This is a genomic window from Vibrio proteolyticus NBRC 13287, assembly GCF_000467125.1.
GTDB classification, from domain to species: Bacteria; Pseudomonadota; Gammaproteobacteria; order Enterobacterales; family Vibrionaceae; genus Vibrio; species Vibrio proteolyticus.
Map to the genome: position 1 here is coordinate 142,814 of NZ_BATJ01000009.1, position 18,936 is coordinate 161,749.

At 53.9% G+C, this 18,936-nt stretch carries 15 protein-coding genes; 9 read left to right on the plus strand and 6 right to left on the minus strand.

Annotated features, from left to right (window positions below; all coding sequences use genetic code 11):
* Positions 1-2 precede the first annotated feature (2 nt).
* The 8 genes from VPR01S_RS12555 (at position 3) to VPR01S_RS12590 (ending at position 11,578) form a co-directional block, all read left to right on the plus strand.
* Positions 3-1,028, plus strand: a complete 1,026-nt coding sequence (locus VPR01S_RS12555) for an ABC transporter permease (protein ID WP_021705710.1) — start codon at positions 3-5, stop codon at positions 1,026-1,028.
* Between the two features lie 2 nt (positions 1,029-1,030).
* Positions 1,031-2,014 (plus strand): ABC transporter ATP-binding protein, encoded by a 984-nt coding sequence (locus VPR01S_RS12560; RefSeq protein ID WP_021705711.1) that lies wholly within the window; start codon positions 1,031-1,033, stop codon positions 2,012-2,014.
* Between the two features lie 44 nt (positions 2,015-2,058).
* Positions 2,059-3,054 carry an ABC transporter ATP-binding protein gene (locus VPR01S_RS12565; protein ID WP_021705712.1) on the plus strand — a complete coding sequence of 332 codons (996 nt, stop codon included), beginning with the start codon at positions 2,059-2,061 and terminating at the stop codon, positions 3,052-3,054.
* A gap of 59 nt (positions 3,055-3,113) precedes the next feature.
* Positions 3,114-4,841 carry a glycoside hydrolase family 9 protein gene (locus VPR01S_RS12570; RefSeq protein WP_021705713.1) on the plus strand — a complete coding sequence of 576 codons (1,728 nt, stop codon included), beginning with the start codon at positions 3,114-3,116 and terminating at the stop codon, positions 4,839-4,841.
* On the plus strand, positions 4,838-5,713 hold the full coding sequence (locus VPR01S_RS12575; RefSeq protein ID WP_021705714.1) for a glucosamine kinase nucleotide-binding domain-containing protein: 876 nt from the start codon (positions 4,838-4,840) through the stop codon (positions 5,711-5,713). The genes VPR01S_RS12570 and VPR01S_RS12575 overlap by 4 nt, the downstream gene beginning before the upstream one ends.
* Before the next feature lie 10 nt (positions 5,714-5,723).
* Positions 5,724-7,625 (plus strand): beta-N-acetylhexosaminidase, encoded by a 1,902-nt coding sequence (locus VPR01S_RS12580; protein WP_021705715.1) that lies wholly within the window; start codon positions 5,724-5,726, stop codon positions 7,623-7,625.
* An 85-nt stretch (positions 7,626-7,710) separates the two neighbouring features.
* A complete protein-coding gene (locus tag VPR01S_RS12585; protein ID WP_021705716.1) occupies positions 7,711-10,116 on the plus strand; it encodes a glycoside hydrolase family 94 protein in 2,406 nt (801 codons plus the stop codon).
* Positions 10,117-10,162: 46 nt separating this feature from the next.
* Positions 10,163-11,578, plus strand: coding sequence for a phosphoglucomutase/phosphomannomutase family protein (locus tag VPR01S_RS12590; protein ID WP_040902715.1), 1,416 nt, complete (start codon positions 10,163-10,165; stop codon positions 11,576-11,578).
* A 37-nt stretch (positions 11,579-11,615) separates the two neighbouring features.
* Here VPR01S_RS12590 and VPR01S_RS12595 read toward each other — a convergent pair whose 3' ends face one another.
* The 6 genes from VPR01S_RS12595 to VPR01S_RS12620 all read right to left on the minus strand — a co-directional run bounded on the left by VPR01S_RS12595 (position 11,616) and on the right by VPR01S_RS12620 (position 17,675).
* Positions 11,616-12,644 (minus strand): ABC transporter ATP-binding protein, encoded by a 1,029-nt coding sequence (locus VPR01S_RS12595; RefSeq protein ID WP_021705718.1) that lies wholly within the window; start codon positions 12,642-12,644, stop codon positions 11,616-11,618.
* Positions 12,644-14,269 (minus strand): ABC transporter permease, encoded by a 1,626-nt coding sequence (locus VPR01S_RS12600; protein WP_021705719.1) that lies wholly within the window; start codon positions 14,267-14,269, stop codon positions 12,644-12,646. Before VPR01S_RS12600 ends, VPR01S_RS12595 begins: the two co-directional genes overlap by 1 nt.
* 100 nt (positions 14,270-14,369) lie before the next feature.
* Entirely contained in the window at positions 14,370-15,383 is a 1,014-nt protein-coding gene (locus VPR01S_RS12605; RefSeq protein ID WP_021705720.1) for a Fe(3+) ABC transporter substrate-binding protein, read from the minus strand.
* A 136-nt stretch (positions 15,384-15,519) separates the two neighbouring features.
* Positions 15,520-16,749, minus strand: a complete 1,230-nt coding sequence (locus VPR01S_RS12610; protein WP_021705721.1) for an ammonium transporter — start codon at positions 16,747-16,749, stop codon at positions 15,520-15,522.
* Between the two features lie 27 nt (positions 16,750-16,776).
* On the minus strand, positions 16,777-17,115 hold the full coding sequence (locus VPR01S_RS12615; RefSeq protein ID WP_021705722.1) for a P-II family nitrogen regulator: 339 nt from the start codon (positions 17,113-17,115) through the stop codon (positions 16,777-16,779).
* Between the two features lie 191 nt (positions 17,116-17,306).
* Positions 17,307-17,675, minus strand: a complete 369-nt coding sequence (locus VPR01S_RS12620; protein ID WP_021705723.1) for a YacL family protein — start codon at positions 17,673-17,675, stop codon at positions 17,307-17,309.
* A 72-nt stretch (positions 17,676-17,747) separates the two neighbouring features.
* Between VPR01S_RS12620 and VPR01S_RS12625 the strand changes: the two genes are divergently transcribed.
* On the plus strand, positions 17,748-18,893 hold the full coding sequence (locus VPR01S_RS12625; RefSeq protein ID WP_021705724.1) for a sugar diacid recognition domain-containing protein: 1,146 nt from the start codon (positions 17,748-17,750) through the stop codon (positions 18,891-18,893).
* Positions 18,894-18,936 lie beyond the last annotated feature (43 nt).

Below are 18,936 nucleotides of genomic sequence, written 5' to 3' on the forward strand. Positions count from 1 at the left end.
TCATGAAAGATCTTCTGAAACTCATCTGGCGTAACCCGATGGCCCTGACCGGAACCATCATTATCGGGCTGTTTCTGTTGATCGCGCTGGCGGCGCCACTGCTGACCAAACACGCGCCGGACAAACGCACCGGCAACCCGCACGAATACCCGGGCTTTGTGGTCAAAGCCGCTCAGGCTTCACCCGATGGCTGGGTTGCCGAAAACCTCGCCACTGACCGGCGCACCCTGAGCATGTCGAAAAAAGCCGATCACCTCCTCGGCACTAGCCGCATGGGCCGTGATGTGTGGTCTCAGGTCGCCTACGGCGCACGCGTGTCTCTGGCTGTCGGTTTTGGCGCCGGTATCACCGTCTGTATTCTTGCCACGGTGATCGGCGTCTCCGCTGGTTACTTTGGCGGGCGGGTCGACGATGTGCTGACCGCCGCAATGAACATCATGCTGGTGATCCCTCAGTATCCATTGCTGTTTGTGGTTGCCGCCTTTATTGGCGAAGCCGGCCCCTTGACGATTACTCTGGTGATTGGCTGCATGTCCTGGGCCTGGGGCGCGCGGGTGATTCGCTCGCAGACACTGGCACTGCGCGAAAAAGAGTTTGTCAAAGCCGCCGAAGTTCTGGGTGAATCCTCGTGGCGCATCATCTTTGTCGAGATTCTGCCCAACCTGATTTCGATTGTCGGTGCCAGCTTCATCGGCTCAGTGATGTACGCCATCATGATGGAAGCCACCCTGTCTTTCCTGGGCCTGGGTGACCCGAACACCGTCAGTTGGGGCATCATGCTCTACAACGTTCAGACCTCATCGTCGATGTTAATCGGCGCGTGGTGGGAACTGCTGGCCCCGTGTATGGCACTGACCTTGTTGGTGACAGGTCTGGCACTGCTCAACTTCGCGGTAGACGAAATCGCCAACCCGCAACTGCGTTCACATAAAGGCATGAAGCGCTGGAAAAAACTGGCCAAGCAAGATCATCAGCAACGTGAACCTGAATTACCCCCACAAAATGCACTTTGGAGCGGAGACAAATAACGATGACTGCACCACTGATATCAATCCGCAACCTTTGCGTGGACTACATTACCGATGCGGGGGACGTACGCGCTTGCAATAACGTCAGCTTTGACCTCGCACCGGGTGAAGTGTTTGGCCTGGCTGGCGAGTCCGGCTGCGGAAAATCGACCGTCGCCTTTTCCCTGATGCGCCTGCACAAGCCACCCGCATTCATTACCGGCGGTCAGGTGATCTTCAACGGCGAAGACATCCTGCAATACAGCGATCAGCGCATGCAATCGTTTCGTTGGAGCGAAATGTCGATGGTCTTTCAAAGTGCAATGAACGCGCTCAACCCGGTACTGACGATGGAAGAGCAGTTCTGCGATGTGATCATGCGCCATACCGACATGACCCGAGAACAAGCCAGACGCCGGGCGGAAGGCCTGCTGGAAATCGTCGATATCCACCCAAGCCGCCTGACCGACTACCCGCACCAGTTTTCCGGCGGAATGCGCCAGCGTCTGGTGATCGCGATCGCCCTGGCACTCAATCCGAAAATGATCATCATGGATGAACCGACCACCGCCCTTGATGTGGTGGTCCAACGTGAAATCCTGCAAAAGATCTATGCGCTCAAAGAAGAGTTCGGCTTCTCGATCCTATTCATCACCCACGATCTGTCACTGATGGTCGAGTTCTCCGATCGCATTGGCATCATGTACTCCGGTGAACTGATCGAAATCGCACCATCCAAACAAATTCTGGAAAGCCCGTATCACCCTTACACCAAAGGACTGGGTAGCTCGTTCCCGCCGTTGACGGGGCCGAAAACCAAACTGACCGGTATTCCGGGTAACCCATTGAACCTGCTGGATATTCCACAAGGTTGTCGCTTTCAGGCCCGTTGCGATCGGGTGCATGAAGCCTGTACGCGTGTGCCGACTACACTGCGTCAGATTGAGCCTAGCCGTTTCTCCAATTGCCACCTGTACGGTGAGCCAATTGCTCATACGAAACTCTAGATCAACCACCACCAGCAGCCGTATTACGATTTCCGGAGACAATTATGAGCAATGAATTTGGTGAGTTACTGATCGAAGGGAAAAACTTAGTGAAAGATTTTCCCATCAACAGCAACGCCCTCAAACAACCTATGATGCGGGCGATCAACGACGTGTCATTCAAAATGTACAAAAGCCGCGGCTTGTCCGTGGTAGGTGAGTCCGGTTCGGGCAAATCCACCACTGCTAAGATGATCGCCAAAATGTATGCCCCGACCTCAGGCGCGATTGAGTACCGAGGGCGTGACATCCAAACCATCAGTGCCAAGGCCGATCTGATGCACTACCGCGAAGGAGTGCAAATGGTGTGGCAGGATCCGTTTGGCTCGCTGAACCCCACGCACAATATTTTCCACCACATCGCCCGCCCATTACTGATCCACAAAAAGATCAAGCCAGGCAACAAAAAAGAGCTCGAGGAGCGGGTGCATGATTTGCTGGAACAAGTTGGCCTGATCCCACCCAAAGAAACCGCCGCCAAATACCCGCACCAGCTGTCCGGCGGACAACGTCAGCGGGTTAATCTTGCGCGCAACATCGCCGTCGGCGCAGAAGTCGTGTTGGCCGATGAACCCACGTCAATGCTGGACGTATCGATCCGGGCCGGGGTGCTCAACCTGATGGAAGAGATGAAATTTGAAAAGCAGATGTCGCTGCTTTACATCACTCATGACATCGCCACCGCGCGCTACATTGCCGAAGATCTGGCGGTGATGTACGTCGGCCATATGGTCGAATGGGGAGACACGGAAGAGATCATCCATGCGCCGCAGCACCCTTACACCCAGTTGTTGGTGTCTGCGGTGCCGGATCCGAGCAAATCGATCCACGAAAAGCTCAAAGGCAACAAAGGTGAAATCCCGCTCTGGACCCCCGACTCGGTCGGTTGTCCATTTGCCGGGCGCTGCCTGCACGTCAGCGATAAGTGTCGCGAAAAACTGCCTGCGGTCACGCAATTGTCCGACAACCACTTTGTGCGTTGTTATTTATACGAAAACTAAGCTCCAGCGGACCGGGGTCACCTGGCCGCCGCGATAACCCAGATTAGCGGAGATTTTGCATGCAGCTTTTGACCAACCACATTGGTTACGAAATGCACGGCCCGAAACAGGCCATTCTGATGACTCGGCAGGCCAGCCTGCCTGAAACGACTGCAGTTTTGCTTGATGCCCACACGCATCAAACGGTGCAGCAGTGTCCGTTGCACGCGACCGGCAGTGTAGACAACTGGCATCAGGGCAATTTCTATCAGATTGATTTCTCCGGCATAACGGCACCGGGACAGTATTACCTGCGCGTAGGAGAGAGCCGTTCTGCCGTATTTGAAATTGGTCACGCGTTACTGATGCAACAAACGTTCTCCGACGTCTTACACTACTTTAAGTCACAGCGCTGTAGCGGCATTTTTGATGCCCAGGATAAGCAAGTACCGCTGCTGGGCACATCATCCACTGTCGATGTGCACGGTGGTTGGTACGACGCTTCCGGCGATGTCAGCAAATATTTAAGTCACTTGTCGTACGCCAACTACCTCAACCCTCAGCAGATCCCAATGGTGGTGTGGAACATGCTTAAAGGGCTGGAACTGCTGAACGGACAAGTCGATGTCGCTCCCTTCTCTCGCACTCGGCTGATCGACGAAGCGCTGTTTGGTGCCGACTTTCTGGTGCGAATGCAAAATCCGAACGGCTTTTTCTACATGACGGTTTTTGACAAGTGGAGCAAAGACATCGAACAGCGCGAGATCTGTGCCTACGCGACTCAGCTTGGGCATAAATCAGACGATTTTCAGGCCGGTTTCCGTCAGGGCGGCGGTGTGGCAGTGGCGGCACTGGCGGCTGCGGCACGTCTTGATACCCATAGCGAATACCGTCAGACAGACTACCTTGAACGGGCCGAGCGCGGCTACTGGCACCTCAAAGAGCACAACCTTGACTACCTCAACGACGGTACGGAAAACATCATTGATGAATACTGTGCGTTGCTTGCCGCAGTCGAGCTTTACCGCACCACCTCAGACCACCGTTACCTCGCACAGAGCCGCGAGTGGGCACAGCGATTAGCCGCGCGTCAGCTCAGTGACGCACGTTTCCACCACTTCTGGTCCGCCAATCACGATGGCAGTCGCCCTTACTTTCACGCGGCAGAAGCGGGCCTTCCGGTATTGGCGCTGTGTGAATACCTTGCTATCGAGGACGACCGTCAATATCAACAGCCAATCCGGCAAACCGTTCAACAGGCCTGTCAGTTTGAGCACACCATCAGCGAGGAAGTAAACAACCCGTTTGGCTATCCGCGTCAGTATGTGAAACCGGTGGACGGCGACAAACGCAGCGCCTTCTTTGTCGCGCATCGCAACGAAAGCGGTTATTGGTGGCAGGGAGAAAACGCCCGCCTCGCCTCGCTCGCAGTCATGGCGCTGCGCGCTCAACCTTTTCTGGCGGCCCCACTCGACCAGCAGATGCGTTCACTGGCGCACAACGCGCTCAACTGGATTGTCGGTCTGAACCCGTATGACATGTGCATGCTCGACGGACACGGACGTAATAATCCTGACTATCTGCCCGCGTATGGTTTTTATAACGCCAAAGGTGGGCTCTGCAACGGCATCACCGCCGGGTTTGACGATGAACAGGACATTGCCTTCAATCCGCCGGGACAAAAAGATGACCTGCTGCAGAACTGGCGCTGGGGCGAGCAATGGATTCCGCATGGCGCTTGGTACCTGCTGGCAATCATCAGCCAATTAGTTGACCTAAACACACCACAACAGGAGCAACAAGCATGACAACATACTGGGTTGGGATCGATGGTGGAGGCACCTCGTGCCGTGCACGTATCCGCGATGCGGCCGGCCACCTGATCGGCGAAGCCAAAAGCGGTAGCGCCAACATCATGCTCGGCGTGGACGTTGCCATGACATCGATCACGCAGGCCATCACTCAGGCGGCGCGCCAAGGTGGCCTTACACCAAGCGATTTTCCTGCAATGCACGTTGGCCTGGCACTGGCGGGCGCCGAACACCGGGCATCCTGGCATGCTCTGATGGCCGCTTCTCACCCGTTTGCCAGCCTGACACTCAACACCGACGCGTACGGGGCTTGCCTGGGCGCACACAAAGGTGACAGCGGGGCCATCATGATCGCCGGCACCGGTTCGTGCGGCATCCTGTTACACAACGGTGAGCAGACCGTGGTCGGAGGGCGGGAGTTTCCCATTTCCGATCAGGGCGGCGGGGCCGTCATGGGACTCCGGCTTATCCAGCAAGTGTTGTTGGCAGAAGACGGTATCCGGCCCAAAACACCATTGTGCGATCACGTCATGGCGCAGTTTGATCAGGACATCGATCAAATCGTTGAGTGGTCGAAAGCCGCTCTGCCACGTGATTACGGTCAGTTTTCCCCAGCCATTTTTCAATACGCAGGCCAAAGCGATGAGCTGGCTATCGATATGCTCAAACAAACCGCCGCCGACATTGAAATGTATCTCATGGCTCTCAACCGCAAAGGGGCCGTGCGCATTTGCCTGATGGGCAGCATCGCTGAACGGATTCTGGCCTGGCTGTCGCCGCCCGTTCAGCAATGGATTGTCGCGCCACAAGCCGACGCAATTGAAGGCGCACTGATGATGGCCGGTAAACCCGAGCATAACCTCTATTAGGACGTTACGTATGAATTATCGAGTGGACCTGGCAGTGCTGTCAGAGCACAAACAGTACTGCCGTTTTGGTCTGACCCTGCACAATCTCAGTGATCAGGACCTGCATCACTGGACGCTGCAATTTATTGTGGATCGCTTCATTCTGCCCGATAGCGTCGCGCCGGGCAGTATCGAACAGATCGGCAGCTTCTGCACGCTGACACCCGCTGTCCAAACTTTGCCCGCCAACCAGCACTTTTACTGCGAATTCAGTATCAACACCGCTCCGCTGCGTTTTTACACCGATGGGCTGAAAGATGCGTTGCTGTGTGTGGGCGATCAGCACTATCCGGTGACGGTCACCCCGCTCGCACTGGCCACTCCCTACCGGGAGCGCAGCCAGATACCAGAAACAGACACCGCCACATTGGCGCTGCTGCCAAGGCCGAACAACGTTGAGCAATTTGAAGGCTATTATCCCCTCGCCAGCAACAGCCAAATCACGGTTCAGTCTCGCTTAGCGGAAAACGCCGCAGTCTGGTTACAAGAGGAACTCACCCGTTTACATGATCTGTCGCTCAGTCCCATCGGTAAAGGCGACCTGGTATATCGCACCAATCCGACGCTGGACGAAGCGGAATATCAGTTGACGGTCGGCTCGACGGGCATTCTGCTCGAAGCTGGCTCTGCCAGTGGCTTTGTTCATGCCAGTGCCACCTTGTTGCAACTGGTGCAAACCCAGCCGGACTGCACCAGAGTGCCGTACGTCAAAATCAAAGACACACCACGCTTTCGCTACCGCGGCATGATGCTGGACTGCGCACGTCATTTTGCACCGACGCAGCGGGTCAAACGTCTCATCAATCAACTGGCTCACTACAAGTTCAACACTTTTCACTGGCATCTGACCGACGATGAAGGTTGGCGCCTCGAGATCACAGCGTTTCCAGAGCTGACCAGGCTCGGCGCCTGGCGGGGTCAGAACGAGGTTCTGCAGCCTCAGTTCAACCAGTTGACCCAACGAGTCGGCGGGTTTTACAGCCAGGATGAGATCCGTCAGGTGGTCGCGTACGCCGCCGAGCGCGGAATCACCGTGATCCCTGAAATTGATGTCCCTGGTCACTGCCGCGCCGCAATCAAAGCCCTGCCTGAGCTGCTGGTAGATGAGGCGGACCGCAGTCAATACCGCAGCATACAGCATTACAACGACAACGTGCTCAACCCTGCCCTGCCCGGCACCTATCAGTTTCTCGACCAGGTACTGGAAGAAGTCGCGCAGTTGTTCCCATCCCCCTGGGTACACATTGGCGCAGATGAAGTGCCAAACGGGGTCTGGGTAGACAGTCCGAAATGTCAGGCACTGATGGAGCAACACGGCTACCGCGATGCCAAAGAGCTACAGGGCCATTTGCTGCGCTATGCCGAGCAGAAGCTCAAATCGCTTGGCAAACGCATGGTGGGCTGGGAAGAAGCACAGCACGGCGACAAAGTCAGCAAGGACACCGTGATTTATTCATGGCTGAGCGAAGATGCCGCGTTGAACTGCGCCAAACAAGGGTTTGACGTCATTCTGCAACCCGGTCAATCGACCTACCTGGATATGGCACAGGATTACGCACCGGAAGAGCCCGGGGTTGACTGGGCAGCGGTCATCCCACTGCAAACCGCCTATCAGTATGAACCGCTGGCAGACATCCCGGACAGCGATCCGCTCCGCAAACGTATCCTGGGCATTCAGTGTGCACTGTGGTGTGAATTGGTTATCGACCAGCCACGCATGGATTACATGTTGTTTCCGCGTCTGACCGCACTGGCCGAAGCCTGCTGGACCGACAAACCCCAGCGCGACTGGCAAGACTATCTGTCGCGGCTTAAAGGCCATCTTCCATTGCTGGACAAGCAAAGCATCGGCTACCGAACTCCGTGGAAGTAACGACATCGCTTCGAGTGCGTACACTCACCCGTTTTACTCGCATTGAGCAGCCGCCATCAGGCGGCTCAGGCAAAAGGAAAATACAATGAAATACGGCTATTTCGATAATGACAATCGTGAATACGTCATTACCCGCCCGGATGTTCCGGCACCCTGGACCAACTATCTGGGCACCGAAAAATTCTGTACCGTGATCTCTCACAACGCAGGCGGTTATTCGTTCTATAACTCACCGGAATACAACCGGGTAACCAAATTCCGCCCAAACGCCACCTTTGACCGTCCCGGACACTATGTGTATCTGCGTGATGATGACAGTGGCGATTACTGGTCGATCTCCTGGCAACCGGTCGCCAAAAGTCTCGACGAGGCGCAGTATCAGATACGTCACGGCCTCTCATACTCCAAATTCCAGTGCGACTACAACGGCATTCATGCCCGTAAAACCCTGTTTGTACCCAAAGGCGAAGACGCGGAAATCTGGGACGTCGTGATTAAAAACACCTCTGATCAGGTGCGCACCATCAGTGCGTTTTCGTTTGTGGAGTTTTCGTTCAGCCACATTCAGTCCGACAACCAGAATCATCAGATGTCACTGTACTCCGCCGGCACCGCGTACCGCCCGGGATTGATCGAATACGACCTCTATTACAACACCGACGATTTTGAGGGCTTTTACTATCTGGCGTCGACGTTTGATCCGGATTCGTATGACGGTCAGCGCGACCGCTTCCTCGGTCTGTACCGCGACGAAGCCAACCCACTGGCGGTGGAACAAGGCCGCTGTTCCAACAGCGCCCAAACCTGCTACAACCATTGTGGCTCATTGCACAAGCAATTCACTCTCCAGCCGGGTGAAGAGATCCGTTTTGCTTACATTCTGGGAATAGGAAAAGGCAACGGCGAGCGTCTGCGTGAACATTACCAAGACGTTGCGAACATCGATGCCGCATTTGCGGCGATCAAAGCTCACTGGGACGAGCGCTGCGCTAAGTTTCAGGTGAAGTCGCCTAACCAAGGGCTTGATACCATGATCAACGCCTGGACGCTGTATCAGGCAGAAACCTGTGTGGTTTGGTCGCGGTTTGCTTCTTTTATTGAAGTCGGTGGGCGCACGGGGCTGGGTTACCGCGATACCGCGCAAGACGCGATATCCGTCCCGCATGCCAACCCGGAGATGACACGCAAGCGTATCGTGGATTTGTTGCGTGGTCAGGTGAAAGCCGGTTACGGGTTACACCTGTTTGATCCAGACTGGTTCGATCCGGAGAAAGAAGACGTGGCCCCATCCAAATCGCCGACAGTGGTCCCGACACCGTCAGATGAAGACAAGATCCACGGCATCAAAGACACCTGCTCGGACGATCACCTGTGGCTGATCCCGACCATTTGTAAATACGTGATGGAGACCGGTGAAACGTCGTTCTTTGACCAGATGATTCCTTACGCTGACGGCGGCGAAGCCAGCGTGTACGAGCACATGAAAGCCGCACTGGATTTTTCCGCTGAATACGTGGGCCAAACCGGAATCTGCAAAGGCCTGCGCGCCGACTGGAACGACTGTCTCAACCTTGGCGGTGGCGAGTCTTCAATGGTGTCATTCCTGCATTTCTGGGCGTTGCAGGAATTCATTGATCTGGCGAAGTTCCTAGGCAAAGACCAAGACGTAAACACTTACACTGAGATGGCGGCCAACGTTCGTGAGGCATGTGAAACCCACTTATGGGACGACGAAGGTGGCTGGTACATCCGTGGCCTGACCAAGAACGGAGACAAGATTGGCACCGCGCAGCAACAGGAAGGCCGAGTTCATCTGGAATCCAACACCTTAGCCGTGCTCTCCGGGCTGGCTTCTCAGGAGCGGGGCGAACAAGCCATGGACGCGGTGGATGAACACCTGTTCTCGCCCTACGGTCTGCACCTTAATGCCCCATCGTTCTCGACGCCGAATGATGACATCGGCTTTGTCACCCGCGTGTACCAGGGCGTGAAAGAAAATGGCGCGATTTTCTCGCATCCGAACCCTTGGGCATGGGTGGCAGAAACCAAGCTGGGACGCGGTGACCGAGCGATGAAGTTCTATGACGCGCTCAATCCATACAATCAGAATGACATCATCGAAAAACGTATCGCAGAGCCCTACTCCTATGTGCAGTTCATTATGGGCCGCGACCATCAGGATCACGGCCGTGCCAACCACCCATGGCTGACCGGTACCTCTGGTTGGGCGTATTTCGCTGTCACTAACTACATTCTCGGCGTACAGAGCGGCTTCACTGGTCTGAGTGTCGACCCGTGTATTCCATCGGACTGGCCAGGCTTTGAAGTGACACGTCAATGGCGCGGCGCCACTTACCATATTCAGGTCGAGAACCCTGATCATGTCAGCAAAGGCGTCAAGTCGATCACTCTCAACGGGGCGCCAATTCAGGGCCGCATTCCGCCACAGGCTCAAGGCAGTGACAACCAGGTGGTTGTGGTACTCGGTTAATAATACTGGGCGCTGTTGGGGCGCCCGCTTGCGTGAGGGACGCAACATGATTCAGTTTGGAACCGGTGGCTGGCGCGCCTTTATCGGCGAAGAGTTCACCAAAGACAATGTACGCCTGGTCGCGCAGGCGCTGGCCAACATCATTCATCAGGAGCAGGTCGCTGAGCGGGGCTTTGTTATCGGCTACGACCGGCGTTTTTTGTCCGACAAGGCTGGACGCTGGTTTGCTGAAGTGCTGGCTGGTAACGGGATCACCGTCAGCTTCATCAATAAATTTGTGCCGACTCCGGTGGTGATGTTCAAAGCCAAGCAGATGCAATGTGCTTATTCCGCCTGCATCACCGCTTCGCACAACCCGGCAGACTACAACGGCATCAAGGTGTTTATCGACGGAGGTCGGGACGCCGATGAGGTGATCACACAGAAAATCGAGCAACAGGTTGCCGTATTGCGTGCTGGGGATGTACGCAGCAGCGAGTTTGAACACGCCGTGGCACAAGGGCATATCGTGCCGATCAATCCGATGAACGAATTTGTGGACTCGATCATCGACTTCATCGACATTGAAGCGATCAAAAACGCCAATCTGCGGGTGCTGATCGACCCGATGTTCGGTGTGGCCAAAAACGCCCTGCAGACCGTGCTGATCAACGGCCGTTGCGATGTCGACGTGATCAACGATGGCAAGAATCCGGATTTTGGTGGCCTGATGCCATCGCCCAGCGCTGCCACGCTCTACCGACTGAAACATCTGGTCGCGGCAGAGGGTTACGATATTGGTATTGGCACCGATGGGGATGCTGACCGCCTTGGTATCATTGACGAAAAAGGCAACTTTATTCACCCTAATGAAGTGCTGATCCTGTTGTATTTCTATCTACTGGAATACAAAGGCTGGTCAGGCTCTGTAGTACGCAACATCGCCACCACCCACCTGCTGGATAAAATCGCCGCCGACCATGGTGAACGCAGCTTTGAAGTTCCGGTCGGTTTCAAGCATATCAGCTCTCAAATGGAAGCCGATGACGCGTTGATCGGCGGTGAGAGTTCAGGCGGACTCACCATTCGTGGCCACATCAAAGGCAAAGATGGCGTGTTTGCCTCCAGCCTGCTGGTGGAAATGATCTCGGTGACCGGGAAGAAGCTGTCTGAACTGTTGGGAGAAATTTACCAGCGTTACGGATACGCCTATACCGCCGAAGGCGATTGCACCTTTAAACCTGATCAGAAACAGGCGCTGTACAACAAAATTTATGTCGACAAGTTATTGCCTGAGTTTGGTTATGAGGTAGAGCGCGTCAGTTATGACGATGGCGCAAAAGTATATTTTCGCTGCGGCGGCTGGGTTATTGCCCGCTTCTCAGGCACGGAACCGTTACTGCGCATCTTCGCAGAAATGGAAGACAAGGCCAGCGCCGAGTCAGTGCTGGCGCAGATGAAAGCGTTTTTATCTCTGCGCTAAACAAACCACACAGCCCGGTTTTTCCGGGCTGTTGGGTTCAGAATGCCAACACCCCCTGGGTATCGACTTTCACCGTAACCGGCATTCCGACTGCCAGCGGCTGGGAGGACGTTGCGAGCAGTTTCCCGCCATTCACGTCAATCACGTAGCGGCAATGATCGCCCATGAACTGTTGTTCCACGACCCGGATACTGCTCTCTTCTGCACGCGCCACCTGGATGTGCTGTGGTCTGAGCAGCAACTCACACCCCTGGCCAGGGGTGATCTCAGTTTGCGCTGTGGCTTCAATTAAACCGAGTTCAGTTTCAAATTCAGTGTCCGAGTAACGAGTCGCTTTCAGGTAGCTGCCTCCGCCGAGAAAATCAGCCACAAACTTGCTTGACGGTTGATAGTACAGCTCTGCAGCCGTACCGTACTGTTCGATCACGCCGTGATTCATCACCGCCATCTTATCGGCAAAGGCAAACGCCTCTTCACGACTGTGGGTTACGAATATCGCCGTCACCCCCTGCTGTTTGAAAATTTTGCGAATTTCCGCAATCAGTTCATGACGAACCTGGGTATCGATGTTGGAAAACGGTTCATCAAGCAGCAATAGATCAGGTTTGTAAGCCAGTGAGCGGGCTATGGCCACCCGTTGTTGCTGGCCGCCGGACAACTGATGCGGATACCGTTCTTCGTAACCACTCAAGTGGACTAAGCCCAGCATTTCCGACACTTTATCCGCCTGCATTTTCGCATTGTTGCCTTTGAGGCCAAACGCAATGTTCTGCGCCACCGTCAGATGGGGAAACAGCGCATAATCCTGAAAGATCATACCGATATTGCGCGCTTCCGGTGCCAGCCAGGTTTGTCCGTCATCAATGACGCTCTGATTGAGTTTCATCACACCGGCACTGAGTGGTAACAGCCCCGCAATGGCTTTCAGCAGCGTGGTTTTACCACAACCACTGGCGCCGAGCAGACACACGATCTCGCCATGACAAACATCGAGCGACAAAGCCTCCAGAACCGTTTGCTCTTCGTACTTACAGGTAAGATTTTCAATCGACAGTGCACAGCTCATCAGTGAGGTTGCTCCAGTGAACGGTTTACGACAACCAGTGGGATGAGGCCCACCAGAACCAGAAGTACCGCCGGCATTGCTGCCAGCTCCAGATGCTCATCCGACGCATAGTTATAAACGTATGTCGCCAGCGTTTCAAAGTTAAAGGGGCGCAGCAGCAACGCCGCATTGAGTTCTTTCATCGATTCCATGAACACCAACAATGCCGCAATCAGTGCACCACGGCGTATCAGCGGTAAGTGCACCCGGCGCAACATCTGATTGGCGTTGCAGCCCATGGTCCGTGACGCCATATCCAGCGACGGAGAGACTTTGCTCAGGCTGCTTTCGATACTGCCAATCGCCACGGCGGCAAAACGCACCACCATGGCAAACACCAGAGCAAACATCGAGCCGGAGAAGATCAACCCCGGCCGTCCCCATTGCATCGCTTTGGCCACGTCGTTGACCAGATGATCCATCGCCAGTACCGGAACCATGATACCAATCGCCAGCACCGTACCCGGTACTGCGTAGCCCATCGATGAAAAGCGCATCGAGGCGAGACTAAGCCGCTGTGGCTGCAGGCGGTGGAAGAAATTCACCACCAGTGCCACGGCCACCCCCACCAGCGCCGCCAGTGTTGAGACCTGCAAGCTGTTGAGCGCGTACTGGCGAAACTCTGCAGTCCAGCTCTGGGCAAAATAGGTATATGCGTAACTGCACAACTGCAAAAGTGGCAGAATGAATGCCGCACTGACAATGCCCCAGCACCAGATCACCGCCAGCCACTTGCGCCAGCCATGCAGCGTATAACGAAAATCTTCATGACTGCTGAACTGACTCTGGAACAGCTTCTGTCGTCGCCGACTGTATCGCTCAGCGCTGAGCAAAGCAATCACAAACACCAGCATAATAGCGGAAATTTTGGCAGCCGCGGTCAGACTCGACATGCCCATCCAGGTATCGTAAACCGCAGTGGTCAGGGTGTTGACCGCAAAGTAATTCACCGTACCAAAATCACCGATGGTTTCCATCGCCACCAATGACAAGCCCACCGCCATGGACGGACGCACCAACGGCATGGAAATACGGCAAAAGCTTTCCCACGGTGAGCACTTGAGCAAACGGGCAGACTGCAACAAAGAGACGTTTTGCTCCATGAAGGCGGCGCGACACAACAGATAAATATACGGGTACAAAACCAATGCCAGCACGGAAATAGCACCGGGCAAAGTGCGGATATCCGGGAACCAGTATTCCCCTGGCCCCCAGCCCGTGATGTCACGCAGCCAGATCTGGATTGGTCCGGCAAAGTCAAACCAGTCGGTATAGATGTAACCGACAATATAGGCTGGCATCGCCAGAGGTAACACCAGCGCCCACTGCAGCACGCGCTCACCCGGCATGCGGCACATCGCCATCAGCCAGGCACTTGGGATACCGAAGAGCAGGCTCAACGCCATCACCCCGAGCGCCAGAGCGACTGTGTTGAAGGTATAGGTGGGCATCACGGTCGATATCAGATGTGAGAAAATATCATCCGTGTCGCCCAGTGCGGTGTAGAAGATCGCTAAGATCGGCAAAACCAGCAGCAGGGCTAAGCCCACACTACTGGTTTTCCATAAGAGGTTCTTTTCTTTCATTCGCCTAATTACAGCAAGGCTGGATGACACATAAATGCGGTTGCAAATACATCTCATGTCCCTTTAATCATCAGGGGTACAGTTATACCCCTGATTTCAATTAAAGGTCAAACTTGACCTCATCCAAAAGACGAATTGCCGCTTCGTGGTGAGAAGCGATATCGTCCAGGGAGATGGTGTCAGCTTTAAAATCGCCCCACGATGCAACCAGATCAGAACGTTTCACACCTGGTTTAACCGGGTATTCGAAGTTCACTTCTGCGTACATGTGCTGCGCTGTGTCAGCCGTCAAAAATTCCATCAGCTTCAGCGCGTTTTCACGGTTCGGTGCGTATTTAGCCATCGCCATACCCGAAATATTTACGTGCGTACCTGTGGTGTTCTGGTTCGGGAAGTTAATGTAAACCGCATCAGCCCACGCTTTCTGCTCTTTATCGTTGATCATTTTACCCAGGTAGTAGCTGTTACCCAGTGACACATCACACAGGCCTTCTTTGATCGCTTTTACCTGAGCACGATCGTTGCCCTGAGGTTTGCGCGCCAGGTTGGCTTTCACACCTTCCAGCCAAGTCTTAGTCTCCGCTTCACCGTGGTGAGCGATCATCGCCGATACCAGAGAAACATTGTATGGGTGCTTACCACTGCGAGTACAGATTTTGCCTTTGAATTCTGGCTTGGCCAGATCTTCGTAAGTGAAATCATCGCCCAGTTTGCCCATACGGTCGCGTGATGAATACACGCTGCGCGTACGAGTCGTCAGCGCAAACCACTGGTTTTCTTTGTCCTGGTACTGCGCCGGTACATTCGCTTCAATCACGTCGCTGTCAACACGCTGTACCAGACCGCGGTTAGACAGATCCGCCAAACGGCTGATATCGACAGTCAACAATACATCAGCCGGGCTGTATTCGCCTTCCTGAGCCAGTTTTTCAGCAATGCCCTGCTTGGCAAACTTCACGTTGACTTTGATACCGGTTTCTTTGGTGAACTCTTTAAACATAGGTTCAACCAGGAATGGCTGACGGTATGAGTAGACGTTGACTTCTTCAGCGGCCATCGCAGCCGGTGCTGTTACAGCGCATGCCAGCGCTGAAAGAGCGAGCAGTTTTTTCATTGCTAAAATCCTTTGCATCGTAATGATAACGTTTATCAGTTGCGTTATTATATGCATGAAACCGATGAAAACAATGACACAAAACAAAAAAACCTGCCTCGGTCGGCAGGTTTTTTGAGTATTTTGTAACTAAACATTACTTGGCTGTGACGAACTCCGGATACGCACCGACACCACAGTCATGCATGTCCATGCCTTCCAGCTCTTCCTCTTCCGACACACGGATACCCACTGTCGCTTTCAGTACGCCCCACACCAGTAAGCTGGTACCGAACACCCAAGCAAAGATCACGACCGCACCCAGTAGTTGTGAACCAAAGCTCGCATCCGCGTTACTTAGCGGCACCACCATCAGACCGAAGAAACCACACACACCGTGCACCGAAATGGCGCCCACCGGATCGTCGATTTTCAGCTTGTCCAGCGCCACGATACTGAAGACCACCAGCGCACCCGATACCGCACCGATTGCCACTGAATACAGCGGGCTTGGTGACAATGGATCCGCGGTAATAGCCACCAGGCCAGCCAACGCACCGTTGAGAATCATCGTCAGGTCGGCTTTGCCCCAAGTGGTTTTGCACACCAGCAGAGCAGCAATCGACCCCGCCGCCGCTGCGGCATTGGTATTAAGGAATATCTGACCGACGGCGGTCGCGTTTTCAAAATCCGATACCATCAGCTGAGAACCGCCATTGAAACCGAACCAGCCAAACCACAGGATGAACGTACCCAGTGTTGCCAACGGCATGTTTGAGCCCGGAATGGGGTAGATCTCACCGTTTTTGCCATATTTACCTTTACGCGCGCCAAGCAGCAGTACCCCAGCCAGCGCCGCCGCCGCCCCCGCCATGTGCACAATTCCGGAACCGGCAAAGTCGCTAAAACCCGCTTCAGACAAGAAACCGCCGCCCCAGGTCCAGTAGCCTTCAATCGGGTAAATGAACGCCGTCAATACCATTGAAAACACCAGGAAGGTCCACAGCTTCATGCGTTCAGCCACCGCGCCAGAGACAACCGACATCGCTGTTGCGACGAACACAACCTGGAAGAAAAAATCCGACTCGAGAGAATGATCCGCGCCGTCAGCCTGAGTGCCAATTAAGGTTCCCAGTGATGGTAGCCAGCCCCCTTCACCATTGTCGACGTACATAATGTTGTAGCCGACAATCAGGTACATAGTGCAGGCAATCGCGTATAAGCAAAAGTTTTTAGTCAGAATTTCTGTGGTGTTCTTTGAACGCACCAGACCCGCTTCAAGCATGGCAAAGCCAGCGGCCATCCACATAACTAACGCCCCTGAAATCAGGAAGAAAAACGTGTCCAGTGCGTAACGTAACTCCGTTACCGTTGTTGCAAGTTCCATAGTGATACTCTCCAATCCTTTGAAATCTTAAAGTGCTTCCGCATCCATCTCGCCAGTACGGATCCGCACCGCTTGTGAGAGGTCGTAAACAAAAATTTTCCCGTCACCGATTTTGCCGGTCTGGGCGGCTTTAGTGATGGCCTCAATCACGCGGTCGACGTTATCGGCCTGAGTCGCGATCTCCAGTTTGACCTTGGGGAGAAAATCGACTTGATATTCTGCACCACGGTAGAGCTCTGTGTGCCCCTTTTGACGGCCGAAGCCTTTCACTTCCGATACCGTCATACCTTCAATACCAACGTCCGCCAGAGCTTCTCGCACATCGTCCAGTTTGAAGGGTTTGATAATCGCGTTAATCAGTTTCATCGCATCCTCTCTGCAGCTGTAGTCCCTTTACGCAGGGAATAATCCAAGGTGCGTGCCAACTTTTTAACTCTTTGTTTTACATAAACTTTGATATCTACTAGTGATAAAAAACAAAACAGGCCGCACCAATAAGGTGCAGCCCGTTCCCAAAAATAAGGCAGTCGGTGCCCATTTCACCACGACTGTGCAAATTAGCCGTGAATAAATGCCTGCCATTGACGGATCAATTGTTCAAAATCTTCCAAACCACAGCAGCCAACACTTTCGCTGTCATAGAGTTCAAACTCTTCCGGAAGCACTTCTGACTCACTCAGAGCCAGTGCATTGTCTTCTATGATCACTTCATCGGCGCTGATCAGCAGGCTGATTTCCCGTCCCAGCAGCCGGTGCTCACCACCCGGCGCGGTTCTGGCCTGTGCCACTAAGGCCATCACCTGTTCAATCCGGGCCATCTCGTGACCAATCTCTTCTTGTAGCCAACGGCCAACAATTTCGTGTCCCATGGAACACTGGCAGTAATAACTGCCATCCAGGGCGTTCTTCTTAAATACGAAGTCCATCTTTTCTCTGTCGATGCGGGGTGTAGATTGCTGCTATTATCGAGTGATCTGATTCAACACGCCACTATAACCATGCAGCTGAACGAAACGATTGCACGCCAAATTGTCGAACGTGCCATGAAGATTATCCCTCACTCGGTAAATGTTATGGACGATCAAGGGCGGATCATTGGCTCGGGAGATCGTCAGCGCCTGCATCACAAGCATGAGGGCGCCGTCCTGGCGATCACCGAATGTCGGGTCGTGGAGATCGATCACGCCACCGCGCTCAAGCTCAAAGGGGTGAAGCCCGGGATCAACCTGCCGATCCTCTACCATCAGCGAGTGATCGGCGTGATTGGCGTATCGGGGAGCCCCGAGCAGGTACGCCATTATGGTGAGCTGGTCAAAATGACCGCCGAACTCATCGTCGAACAGGCAGCACTGATGTCGCAGATCGAATGGAATAAACGTCACCGGGAAGAACTGGTGATGCAATTGATCCAAGGCTCCAGCCTTGATGACGCTCAATTGGTCTCGATCGCCGAGCGGCTCGGGCTGGATCTGTCACAACCCCGAGTGGCCGCCATTGTCAATGTGGTGCCTGAACAAGATCACACCTTATCGCTCGAACACCTGCAGCAATTGGTGCATCTGCTGGAATACCCCGAACGCGATAATCTGGTGGGTATTCTGTCGGTATCAGACAATCAGGTCGTGGTGCTTAAGCCGATCACTCTGACCAAGGAGGGTTGGTCGAAAAGCGCAGAAACCCGTCGTATCAATCAACTGCTCAAACGCATTAAAAGTGCCGGCAACTTTTCAATTCAAATGGCGTTGGGGGACTACTTCAGTGGCGTTGATGGTCTGGCAAAATCTTTTGATACTGCGCAACTCACCCTGCGCAGTATCCATGGTCAGCCAGGAGAAGTGTTCTTCTATCAGGATCATAAACTGCCGGTTATGATGAATGATGTGCTCCAGACGCCCTGGAAAGCACAGCAGTTACGCCAACCCTATGACCGGCTGCGAGAATACGACACCAAAGGCATACTGACAAAAACCTTAACAGCGTATTTTGCTCTAAATTGTGACGCCGCTCAGACATGTCAGCAACTGCACATTCACCGTAATACTCTACGCTACCGACTGGATAGGGCATCACAAATAACCTCATTAAATATCAATAAATTAGATGATATTTTATTGCTTTATCTGTCGCTAAAACTGTTTGCCTGAACTCATCTTTTTGTGCAAGCGCACAAAACAAAGCCTCATCAGG